Below are 10,795 nucleotides of genomic sequence, written 5' to 3' on the forward strand. Positions count from 1 at the left end.
GACTTCCGTGTTGCGTACGAGAAGAGTTCTGGCCGCCTGCGCCGGTCTCCTGCTGGCCGTGCTCGCCGCCGGGTGCGGCAAGGAGGGCAGCCCGCCGGTGAAGGGCCCGAAGCCCGAGCAGCTGCCGGTGTACAAGGTCGACACCGGCTTCCGGCTGCCCGAATCACCGACCTGGGCGAAGGCCAAGAAGCGCGGATACCTCCGGGTCGGGGCCAAGGAGGACCAGCCCTATCTCGGTGAGAAGGACCCGGCCACGGGCGTCTACTCCGGCTTCGACATCGAGATCGCCAGAATGATGGCGGCCTCGCTCGGCTTCGACCCGAAGACGATCCGCTTCAAGACCATCGCCTCCGCCAACCGCGAGACGGCACTGCAGAACGGGCAGGTCGACTACTACGTCGGCACCTACACCATCAACGCCATGCGCAAGAAGCTCGTCGGCTTCGCCGGGCCCTACTTCATGGCCGGGCAGTCGCTGCTCGTGCGCACCGACGAGCACGACATCAACGGCCCGCAGGACCTGGCCGGCAAGACGGTCTGCTCGGCGGCCGGATCGACGCCGTACCAGCGGATCGCCGCCGACTACCCGAAGGCGGTCCTGGTCGCCTACGACACGTACTCGATCTGCGTCGACAACCTGCTGACCTACCAGGTCGACGCCGTCACCACCGACGACGCGATCCTGCTGGGCTTCGCCGCCAAGGCACCCAAGGAGCTGAAGGTGGTCGGCAAGCCGTTCTCCGAGGAGCCATACGGCATCGGCGTCCCGCGCAGCGACAACGCGCTGCGGTTCGCACTCAACGACGCCCTGGAGGCCAACGAGAAGAACGGCAACTGGAAGAGGGCGTTCGAGGCCACGCTCGGCCTGTCCGGAGTACCCGCGCCGACGCCGCCGCCCATCGACCGCTACCCGGCGACCTGAGAGGGCGGGCACCATGGACGTACTCACAGAGAACTTCTCGCTCTACGGCAAGGGCTTCCTCGGCACGGTCGAGCTGACCGTCTACTCCTCGATCCTGGCCCTGCTCCTCGGCTTCCTCATGGCCTCCTTCCGGGTGGCGCCCGTCGGCTCGCTCCGGGCGCTCGGTACGGTCTGGGTGGCGGTGCTGCGCAACACCCCGCTGACACTGCTCTTCTTCGCCGTCCTCCTCGGACTGCCGCGCTTCGGCCTGGTGCTTCCCTTCAAGGTCTTCGCGGTCCTCGCGCTCGGCTGCTACACCTCTGCGTTCATCTGCGAGGTGCTGCGCTCCGGTATCAACACCGTGCCGACGGGGCAGGGCGAGGCGGCCCGCAGCCTCGGCATGACGTTCGGCCAGACACTGAACGCCGTGGTGCTGCCCCAGGCGTTCCGCTCGGTGATCCCGCCGATCGGCTCGACGCTGATCGCCCTCGCCAAGAACTCGGCGATCGCCGGGGCGTTCAGCGTCACCGAGCTGCTCGGCACCTACAAGACGCTCAACGAGCTGGGCTACAGCATCATCTGGACCTTCGTCTGGATCGCCGTCGGCTACCTGATCATCACCCTGTCCATCAGTGCGCTCTTCAATGTGCTGGAGAAGCGCTGGGGAGTCGCCCGATGACCACCCGCACCGCGCCGCCCGCCACCGCGCTCTACGACATCCCGGGCCCCGTCACCCGTAAACGCCACCGCGTGTACGGGATCGTCTCGACGGCCCTGATCCTCGCCCTGATCGGCTGGGTCCTCTATCTGCTCTTCGACACCGATCAGTTCACCAGCGCCAAGTGGACACCCTTCGAGTACAAGGGCATCCAGGAGCTGCTGCTGCGCGGGCTGGGCAACACCCTCAAGGCGTTCGCGTACGCCGCGGTGCTCTCGCTGGTGCTCGGGGCGGTGCTCGCCGTCGGGCGGCTCTCCGACCACCGGTTCGTGCGCTGGGTCTCGACGCTGCTGGTCGAGTTCTTCCGGGCCATGCCCGTACTGGTGATGATCTTCTTCATCTTCGTGGCCCTGAAGGTGCAGCCGCTGCCGGCCCTGGTCGCCGGTCTGACCCTGTACAACGGCTCGGTGCTCGCCGAGGTGTTCCGTACCGGGATCAACTCGGTGGACCGCGGGCAGCGCGAGGCCGCGTACGCCCTGGGAATGCGCAAGACGCAGGTCACCACGTTCGTACTGGCCCCTCAGGCGGTGCGGGCCATGCTGCCCACCATCATCAGCCAGTTGGTGGTGGCGCTGAAGGACACCTCGCTCGGCTATCTGATCACCTACGAGGAATTCCTCCACGCGGGCAAACTCATCGCCTCCAACCTCGACTACGATCTCCCCTTCATCCCCGTGGTGATGGTGATCTCGCCGATCTACATCGGGATGTGCATGCTGCTCTCCTGGTTCGCGACCTGGGTGGCCAAGCGGGAGCGGCGCAATCCGAAGACGAAGGCCGTGGAGGTCGCACCGGCCGGACCAGGAACGCTGCTGCCGGGAGTGCAGTAGCCGGGACCGCTGCGAAGCGGCCCCCGAGGAGCAGTGCCCGCCCGGCAGCAGCCGGTGATCACTTCTCGCGCAAGGCAACGGACACGTACGACGGGTCCGCCGTGCGTGAGGAGAAGGTCAGCTGTGCGCCGGTCGGTTTGTGGCTGACCAGGTTGCCGAGGCCGAGCGGCCCTTCGTCGTGGAGATGTGCGACGAAGGTGCCGCTCTCCTTGTTGCCGGTCAGCGCGGTGTGGAACCCGGCCCCGCCCCGGATGTGCTGCGGCGAGGCGTACTTCTCGGACTGCCACTCACTTCAGCGCGCTCTTCGCCTGCCAGTCGGACCACGTCACATTCCACGCCCCGTACCCATTGCCCTCCGCGACCGTGCCCTTGGCGTCCGCGCCGCTGATCTCGAAGGGGTCGCCGACCCGCACCCGCTGGTACAGCGCGGCGGCGTTGGCATCGCTCATCCCGACGCAGCCCGAACTGTGGTTGGCCACCCCGAAGTAGGCGGCGTTCCAGGGCGCCGCGTGTGCGTACATCCCCGACCAGGTCAGCCGCATCGACGAGTCGACCATCTTGTCGTAGGCGTCGCCCAGGCCGACCGTCTCGGAGCGCATGTTGATCGTGCCCTCCTTGGACATCAGCACGGCCGTGCCGCGCCACGACGCCTTCTCGCCGCCGGGGGTGCCGGCCGACATGGGCACGTCCATGACGGTCTTCCCGTCCCGCTTCAGCGCCAGCCGGTGGCGGTCGAGGTCGACCTTGACCACCTGGTTCGCGCCGATCGTGAAGGTGGTCGTGTAGTCGCGGACGAACCAGCCGCCGGAGGGGCCCGAGTCGATGCCGTTGAGATCGGCGTCGAGAGTGACCTTCGTGCCGGGCTTCCAGTACTCCTCGGGCCGCCAGTCGACGCGGTCCCTGCCGGAGTAGTCCTGCAGCCAGCCCCAGGAGCCCTCGGTGTTGTTCGAGGTGGAGACCTTCAGGGCCTTCTCGACCGCGGCCTTGTCCTTCACCGGGTTGTCGAAGACGACCGACAGCGGCTGGGCGATGCCGACCGTGGTGTTCTTGCCGGGGGCGAGCGTCAGCTTGTTGACCTTGTCGGCCCCGGCGGTGGTGAATCCGGCCCTGTCGCTGCCGCCCTCGGTGTCCTTCGCCTCGACGCTGTACGTGGTGCCGGGCGCGGCCACCCGGTCCGACGTCCAGGTCCTCCCGTCGGCGGATATCCGGCCGGTGAGCGCGTCCCCCTCGGCCGCGCTCACCGTGACCGCCCTGAGCCTTCCGGCGGCGAGCGTCACCTGCACCGGCTTCCCGGGGGTGGCGCCGGCGCCCTGGAGGTTCACCGAGATCTTGGTGTCGTGCGCCGGTGCGACCCCGGCCGCACCCTTGCCCGAGTCCGACGCCGGGGCGCCGGAACAGGCGGTGAGCGCGGCGCCGAGCACCGCGGTACCGGCGATCAGGGTGAGCCGGACCGGGCGGACGGCCGGGGCGGCACGGCGTATGCGCCGACGTGCAGAGATCAACGGAAAAACCTCCAAGGCATTGCTTCTCGTCGGTGGAGAGGTGTTCACCCGACGATAGGTTCCGCAAATCGGCCGAAAACCGGGAAATCTCCTGTGTGACATGGACCGCAGCGCAACGGTCATGGTCCGGTCACATTCGCCGCTCGGCTCCGTCACGGACCGCTGTGAGCATCCTGTGCAGCCCCGAGGAGCCGACAACGGGGCGGACCAGGGAGGGCCACGACCATGTCAGCGCTGCTCGCGACCGGAGACCACAGCCACGACCACGAGCTACGGATACGCAGCCTGACCGCCGCCGAGCACCGGGCCTTCGTCTCCACCCGCACTGAGGCGAGCTTTCTGCAGTACCCGTCCTGGGCCTCGGTGAAGGACCAGTGGACCTCCGAAACGGTCGGCTGGCACAGCGGCTCGGGCGATTGGGCCGGGGCCGCGCTGGTGCTCTACCGGCAATTCCCGGGAACCCGCAAGTACTTCGCCTATCTGCCCGAGGGCCCGGTGGCCGACTGGGCGGACCCCGGCATCGACCGCTGGCTGCGCCCGCTCATGGCGCACCTGCGCAAGGCCGGGGCCTTCGCCGTACGGATCGGTCCGTCACCGGCGTACCGCCGCTGGGACGCGGCCCGGCTCAAGGCGGCCACCGGCCCCGGCCGCACGGTCGGTGACGTCCTCGCGACCGAGGTGGACCCGCTCGGCACCGCCGTGGCCGAACGGCTCAGGGCCCGCGGCTGGCGCCGCTGCGGCGGCGACGGGGGAGGGGACGCCGACGCACAGCCGCGCCATGTCTTCCAGGTGCCGCTCGCCGGACGCACCCCCGAGGAGCTGTGGTCGGGACTCAACCAGGAGTGGCGCCGCAATGTCCGAAGGGCCCGGAAGGCCGAGGTGCGGATCATTGTCGGCGGTGCGGCCGAACTGCCGCAATTCCACCGCCTGCTGCGGATCACGGAGGAACGCGACGGCTTCCGGCTCGGCCGCTCCCTGGCGTACTACCAGCGGCAGTACGCCGTGCTCAACACCGAACACCCCGGCCGGATGAAGCTGTATCTCGCCGTCCACGAGGGCGAGATCCTGGCCGCCCACACCATGATCAGCACCGGTCGGCGGGTTTGGTACCAGACCGGCGCCTCCGCCGACCACCGCCGCGAGGTCCGTCCCAGCAACGCGCTGCAATGGAAGATGATGCTGGACGCCCATGCGCTCGGCGCCGATGTGTACGACATGCGCGGGGTACCCTCCACCCTTGACCCGGACGACCGCCCCTTCGGGCTGCTCCGCTGGAAGCTCGGCACCGGAGGTCAGGTCGTCGAGACCCTCGGAGAGTGGGAGACATCGGTGGGCGGAGCGGCCAACAACACCTTGTACCGCGCGTTCCAGGCGTACCTGGCGCGCCGATGACGGCCACCGAGGCGGCCGCCCCGAAGGCCGCGGAACGGGGGCCGCGCTCGGTGCTGCGCAGCGGCGCCGTCATGGCGTCCGGCTCCATCGTCTCCCGGGCGACCGGCTTCATACGCTCGGCGGTCGTCGTCGCCGCGCTCGGCACCGGACTCCAGGCCGACGGGTACAACGTCGCCAACACCGTGCCCAACATCCTCTACACACTGCTCATCGGCGGTGCGCTCAACGCCGTCTTCGTCCCCGAACTGGTGCGGGCCGCCAGGAACCACGCCGACGGCGGAGCCGCGTACACCGACCGGCTGCTCACCCTCTGCACGATCGGACTTCTCGCTCTCACCGCGCTCACGGTCCTCGGGGCGCCATGGATCGTCTCGGTCTACGCCCCCGACTACCACGGCGAACAGGCCGAACTCACCATCGCCCTGGCCCGCTACTGCCTGCCGCAGATCCTCTTCTACGGACTGTTCACCCTCCTGGGCCAAGTCCTCAACGCCCGCGACCGGTTCGGCGCGATGATGTGGACACCGGTCCTCAACAACGTCGTCATCATCGCGGTGTTCGGGATCCATCTGTCCGTCGCGGCAGGCTCCGACGGCACGTTGACCCCCGCGCAGGCCCAATGGCTCGGCTGGGGGACCACCGCGGGGATCGCCGTGCAGACGCTCGCCCTGGTGCCCGCGCTGCGCGCCGCGGAGTTCCGCTGGCGGCCCCGGTTCGACTGGCGGGGCAGCGGACTCACCCGGCCGCTGCGCGCGGCCGGCTGGCTCGTCATGCTCGTGCTGACCAACCAGCTCGCCTACTGGGTGGTCACCCGGCTCTCCACCGCCACCGGCCAGCACGCCGCCGAACAGCATGTGCCGGGCGGCGTGGGCTACACCGCGTACAGCTACGCCTTTCAGCTGTGGGTGGTGCCGCACGGCATCGTGACCGTCTCGCTCGTCACCGCGCTGATGCCCCGGATGAGCCGGGCGGCCGCCGACAACGATCTGACCGCAGTGCGGCGCGACGTCTCCTACGCCCTGCGCACCTCGGCCGCGGCCGTGGTCCCCGCTGTGGCCCTGCTGTTCGCGCTCGCGCCCTGGGTGATGGGAGCCGTGTACGGATACGGGCGCGCCGGCGACGCGGACATCGCGGTCATGGCGGGGATGATGATGGCGTTCGCGCCCGGACTGATCGCCTACTCCGGGCAGTACGTGCTCTCCCGCGCGTTCTATGCGATGAGCGACACCCGCACCCCGTTTTTCCTCAACCTGGTGATCGCCGCTCTCGACGCCGGGCTCTGTGTGGCCGCGTATCTGCTGCTCCCGGTCCGCTGGGCCGTGACCGGCATGGCCGGGGCCTACTCCGTGGCACTGTTCGCGGGCTTCGGCGTCACCGCGTACGTACTGCACCGCAGGCTGTCCGGCAGTGACGCGGCCCGGCCCTCGCTGCTGCGCTCGCCAGGGCTGTGGGCCCAGTTCCGGCTGGTCGTGGCATGTGCGCCCGCCGGACTGCTGGGGTACCTGGCCGCTCGCGCCTGCTCGGGGTCCGGGGACTTCGCCGCCGTGGGGGCGGGGGGTGTCGTACTCCTGCTCACCGTGGCGCTGCTGGCACGGCCGCTGCGGCTGCGGGAGATCAGCGCCGCCATCGCGGCCGGCCGGGGGCGGCTGCGCCGGGCCTGAGCCCCCGGCACGCACTCCGGCCACCGGTCCGAATCCATTCCTTGATCGCTGGGATACTGATGCCATGCCGCGCGTGTTGCTGATCGAAGACGACCCCTCCGTACGCGAAGGGGTCGAGCTGGGGCTGCGGCGGCGCGGTCATGAGCTGCGGGCCGTCGAGACCGGCGAGGAAGGGCTGGCCGCACTGGGGGAGTTCCGGCCCGATCTGGTGCTCCTGGATCTGATGCTCCCCGGAATGAACGGGGTCCAGGTCTGCCGGCGGATACGGGAGACCAGCCAGCTGCCGATCATCATGCTGACGGCCCGCGGCGACGACTTCGACGTGGTCGTCGGTCTTGAGGCCGGTGCCGACGACTACATCGTCAAGCCCGCCCGCACCGAAGTGATCGAGGCCAGGATCCGTGCCGTGCTGCGCCGGCTCGCCGAACCGGCGGGGCGCGGCGGCGTCGAATTCCACGGCGAACTGGCCGTCGACCGCGCCGGGCTCTCGGTCGCCAAGTCGGGGCGGCGCCTCCTGCTCGCGCCCTCCGAACTGAAGCTGCTGCTCCACCTCTCGGCCTCGCCCGAGCAGGTCTTCAGCAGGCAGCAGCTCCTCGAATACGTCTGGGAGCACAGCTACCACGGAGACGCACGCCTGGTGGACGCCTGTGTGCGGCGGCTGCGGCAGAAGATCGAGGACGTGGCGGGCAGCCCGCGCTACATCCAGACCGTGCGCGGTTTCGGCTACCGCTTCGGGCCGATCGCATGAAGCTCTTCGCCGCCCGGTTCGGACTGCGCACCCGCCTCATAGCCGCCTTCCTCCTGGTCGCGGCGATCAGCGCCGTCACCACCGCGACCCTGACCTACCGCGAGGCCCGCTCCGCGATCCTCCAGCAGGCCCAGGACACGGCCGTCGCCCAGTTCCGCGACCGGATCGGCGAGCAGGCCGTGACCCTGCCGGTGGACACCGAGCAGCTGCGGCGGACCTGCCGGACCCTGGCCAGGGAGGGCCAGTCGCACACCTGGAGAGTCTTCGCCGAATACGGGAACATCAAGGTCTCCTCGACGGACCAGCCCACCTCCGGCGTGATCACACCGGCACTGCGCAACGCCGTCCGGGCGAACGCCCACGGCTCCTTCCAGCGGGTCGTCAAGGGCGGCAAGCCCTGGCTCACCGTCGGGATGCCCGCACTCTTCGACCGGGGCGACGGACCCCAGCCCACCGGACTCGTCCTGTACGCCGTGATGCCGCTCTCCACCGAGGAGGCCAATGTCAACGCGATGGTCACCGCGGCCCGCGACGGCGCCGTGCCCGCCCTCCTGGTCGCCCTGGTGCCGGCCCTGCTCGCCGCCCGCAGCGTGCTGCGCCCGGTACGCGATCTGCGCAGGGCCGCGGCCGGTATCGGCCGGGGCGAGCTGGACACCCGTATCGAGGTCAAGGGCTCCGACGAACTCGCCGAACTCGCCTGGACGTTCAACGAGTCGTCGACCAAGCTCCAGGAGTCGGTGGAGGAGCTCCGGCGGGCGGAGGCGCGGGCCAGGCGTTTCGCCTCGGACGTCTCGCACGAGCTGCGCACCCCGCTCGCCGGGATGCTCGCCGTCACCGAGGTACTCGACGAGGACGCCGCCCAGCTGAACGCCGACACCGCGGCGGCCGTCCGGCTGATCAGCGCCGAGACCGGGAAGCTCGCCACCCTCGTCGAGGATCTGATGGAGATCTCCCGCTTCGACGCGAAGGCCGCCGATCTCCACCTCGACGAGGTCGACGTCGCCGAGACGATCCGCAAGACCCTCCAGGGCCGGCACTGGGAGGACCGGGTCAGCACCGAACTCCCGGACGGCGTACGGGCGATGCTTGACCCACGCCGCTTCGACGTCGTCGTCGCCAACCTGGTGGGCAACGCCCTGCGGCACGGCGCGCAGCCCGTCACCGTACGGCTGCGCACCGAGCGGCCGGGTGCGGCGGAGCGGCTGGTGATCCAGGTCGCGGACAACGGACCGGGCATCGACCCCGCCGTGCTGCCGCACATCTTCGACCGCTTCTACAAGGCCGACGCGGCCCGCACCCGCTCGGCGGGCAGTGGACTCGGCCTGGCGATCACCCAGGAGAACGTACGGCTGCACGGCGGCAGCGTGCACGCGGCGAACGGGCCCGGTGGCGGCGCGGTCCTGACCGTTACGCTGCCACTGGAGGGGCAGTGAGGCGGATTCGCGCGCTGGGCGCCCTGCTTCCCTTCGTACTGCTGGCGAACGGGTGCGGGATACAGGCGACGGATGTCGTCGAGGTCGGCGAACCGGCGATCGTGGTGGTGCCCCCGGGAGACGAACAGAGCACGCTGCTCTATTTCGTGTCCTCGTCGTCCGCGAACCTGCTGATGCCCGTCGTACGGCCGATAGCCCTGACGTCGGAAGACGGCTCCGCAGGCTCGGGCCAGGAGCGGAGTGTCTCGGACAAGGCGATCACCATGCTCTTCGACGGGCCCACCAAGGCCGAGGCAGAGACGGGCCTGCGCACCGAACTCCCCGACACCCGCCCGGCGTTGAGTCTGACCCTGGGTCCTGGCGGGGTGTCGGTCCGGGTGAACATCGCCGTCACGGAACTCTCCGAGGTCGCCCGGCAGCAGCTGATCTGCACGGTGGCGCAGGCCCGCACGGCGGACCGGAGCGCGGCGGTGAAGGTGACCGGCAGCGACGGTGTTATCGGTCCGGCCCACTGCACCGTCTGACCGGTGGCTCCCCGCCCTGTGCGGCCTGGCTCAGCTCGTCGCCCGGTGCGAGGTGCGAGGTGCGCGGTGCAGGTGCGGGGGTCTGCGCCGCCCGCGTCACATCGGTGACGAGCTCCACCACATCGGGGCCGTACGCCTGCGAGTTGACCACCTTCAGCAACAGACAGAAGGTGGTGTTGCCGTGCTTGCGGGCCAGCTTCTCGTAATTGCGGGCCAGATAGCGCGAGGCCGCCTGGTTGGTGATTGCCTGCTGCCCGCAGAACAGAAAGACCGGACACGCTTCCTGACCTGCCGTCAACCGCGCCAGCAGCACGTACTCGGCGATCCCCTTCTCCGCCCGGTAGCGCTCCGAACTGATCTGGAAGGCGCCCCGGTCGGGCCCGGGCTCCGGATCGGTGTTCACCTTCACACCCGGCAGCAGCGAGTGCAGATGGGCGGCCATGCGCCGGTTCAGGCGTGTTCCAAGAGTCCCACCTTGAACTCAGTTTCATATCAGCCCCCTGACCTGCGGGAATGTAAGGCTCCCGCTTCGGTGGGAGCCTTCGTCATGAGAACGAGGCGTCAGGAACAGCGGCAATTGCTGGTGCCGCGGTAGGTACCCCTGCCTGGCGTACGGCGCGAGCGGATGAGCGGTGCGCTCCCGACAAGCTGATCACCCGCCGCGATTTTGGCGGCCTTCGTCATGAAGGGAGGGCCCATTACGCGCGCCGCCGAAGTCGTCACGCCAGTCGAGGGCACGTCATCGGCGTCATACGCCGCGGAGGAGGCGCCGCCACCTGCTCCACGAACAGCTTGTAGCCGTTCGACCAGCCGAAGTGGCAGCCGTCGTGGTTGCTCAGCCCGGTCGGCGACAACACCGTGACGGCGAGCGCCTTCGGCATCCGACGCTGGGCGTTGGAAGCCCGCCGAGCCGGCGTTGTCCCCGCAGGACGTCGGCTCGGCGGACGCGGCTTGCGCCACTTGCGTCACGCCGGGAAGCACCGCCACGACGAAGGCCGCTGCCAGAGTGAAGGTGACGAACCGGGCGCGCAGGGCGATCTTCACGGGGACTCCTCGGCTCGGCTGTCGGCTGGCGGTGGATCGGGC

The 10,795-nt window shown here is 69.7% G+C and carries 10 protein-coding genes and 1 pseudogene; 8 read left to right on the top strand and 3 right to left on the bottom strand.

Translation table 11 applies throughout. The features are described from left to right. Positions 1-10: 10 nt before the first annotated feature. The 3 genes from OG507_RS34590 to OG507_RS34600 are packed head-to-tail and all read left to right on the top strand — an operon-like array spanning position 11 to position 2,449. The gene (locus tag OG507_RS34590) at positions 11-922 is read left to right on the top strand and encodes a glutamate ABC transporter substrate-binding protein (RefSeq protein ID WP_327371042.1); all 912 of its coding nucleotides are present in this window, start codon (positions 11-13) and stop codon (positions 920-922) included. 13 nt (positions 923-935) lie between these two features. After that, positions 936-1,580, top strand: a complete 645-nt coding sequence (locus OG507_RS34595) for an amino acid ABC transporter permease (protein WP_327371043.1) — start codon at positions 936-938, stop codon at positions 1,578-1,580. Continuing rightward, positions 1,577-2,449 carry an amino acid ABC transporter permease gene (locus tag OG507_RS34600; protein ID WP_327371044.1) on the top strand — a complete coding sequence of 291 codons (873 nt, stop codon included), beginning with the start codon at positions 1,577-1,579 and terminating at the stop codon, positions 2,447-2,449. The genes OG507_RS34595 and OG507_RS34600 overlap by 4 nt, the downstream gene beginning before the upstream one ends. 287 nt (positions 2,450-2,736) lie before the next feature. Here the strand turns inward: OG507_RS34600 and OG507_RS34610 are convergent, their stop codons facing one another. Further along, positions 2,737-3,951 carry a L,D-transpeptidase gene (locus OG507_RS34610; RefSeq protein ID WP_327371045.1) on the bottom strand — a complete coding sequence of 405 codons (1,215 nt, stop codon included), beginning with the start codon at positions 3,949-3,951 and terminating at the stop codon, positions 2,737-2,739. Positions 3,952-4,176: 225 nt separating this feature from the next. Between OG507_RS34610 and OG507_RS34615 the strand changes: the two genes are divergently transcribed. The 5 genes from OG507_RS34615 (at position 4,177) to OG507_RS34635 (ending at position 9,709) form a co-directional block, all read left to right on the top strand. Beyond that, positions 4,177-5,343 (top strand): lipid II:glycine glycyltransferase FemX, encoded by a 1,167-nt coding sequence (locus OG507_RS34615; protein ID WP_327371046.1) that lies wholly within the window; start codon positions 4,177-4,179, stop codon positions 5,341-5,343. Further along, on the top strand, positions 5,340-7,004 hold the full coding sequence (gene murJ, locus OG507_RS34620) for a murein biosynthesis integral membrane protein MurJ (protein ID WP_327371047.1): 1,665 nt from the start codon (positions 5,340-5,342) through the stop codon (positions 7,002-7,004). The genes OG507_RS34615 and murJ overlap by 4 nt, the downstream gene beginning before the upstream one ends. Before the next feature lie 64 nt (positions 7,005-7,068). Then, positions 7,069-7,752 carry a response regulator transcription factor gene (locus OG507_RS34625; protein ID WP_327371048.1) on the top strand — a complete coding sequence of 228 codons (684 nt, stop codon included), beginning with the start codon at positions 7,069-7,071 and terminating at the stop codon, positions 7,750-7,752. Further along, on the top strand, positions 7,749-9,185 hold the full coding sequence (locus OG507_RS34630) for a HAMP domain-containing sensor histidine kinase (RefSeq protein WP_327371049.1): 1,437 nt from the start codon (positions 7,749-7,751) through the stop codon (positions 9,183-9,185). The genes OG507_RS34625 and OG507_RS34630 overlap by 4 nt, the downstream gene beginning before the upstream one ends. After that, positions 9,182-9,709, top strand: a complete 528-nt coding sequence (locus OG507_RS34635) for a hypothetical protein (RefSeq protein ID WP_327371050.1) — start codon at positions 9,182-9,184, stop codon at positions 9,707-9,709. The genes OG507_RS34630 and OG507_RS34635 overlap by 4 nt, the downstream gene beginning before the upstream one ends. A gap of 43 nt (positions 9,710-9,752) precedes the next feature. On the opposite strand, the pseudogene OG507_RS34640 reads toward OG507_RS34635, so the two are convergent. After that, a pseudogene (locus OG507_RS34640) lies at positions 9,753-10,160 on the bottom strand (hypothetical protein); the annotation flags it as partial. 110 nt (positions 10,161-10,270) lie between these two features. Next, on the bottom strand, positions 10,271-10,753 hold the full coding sequence (locus OG507_RS34645) for a hypothetical protein (RefSeq protein WP_327371051.1): 483 nt from the start codon (positions 10,751-10,753) through the stop codon (positions 10,271-10,273). Positions 10,754-10,795 lie beyond the last annotated feature (42 nt).

The organism is Streptomyces sp. NBC_01217, from assembly GCF_035994185.1.
Lineage (GTDB): Bacteria > Actinomycetota > Actinomycetes > Streptomycetales > Streptomycetaceae > Streptomyces.

Coding starts and splice junctions, on each gene's coding strand:
- OG507_RS34595 (WP_327371043.1), top strand. CDS start 936: ATGGACGTACTCACAGAGAACTTCTCGCTCTACGGCAAGGGCTTCCTC.
- OG507_RS34600 (WP_327371044.1), top strand. CDS start 1,577: ATGACCACCCGCACCGCGCCGCCCGCCACCGCGCTCTACGACATCCCG.
- OG507_RS34615 (WP_327371046.1), top strand. CDS start 4,177: ATGTCAGCGCTGCTCGCGACCGGAGACCACAGCCACGACCACGAGCTA.
- murJ (WP_327371047.1), top strand. CDS start 5,340: ATGACGGCCACCGAGGCGGCCGCCCCGAAGGCCGCGGAACGGGGGCCG.
- OG507_RS34625 (WP_327371048.1), top strand. CDS start 7,069: ATGCCGCGCGTGTTGCTGATCGAAGACGACCCCTCCGTACGCGAAGGG.
- OG507_RS34630 (WP_327371049.1), top strand. CDS start 7,749: ATGAAGCTCTTCGCCGCCCGGTTCGGACTGCGCACCCGCCTCATAGCC.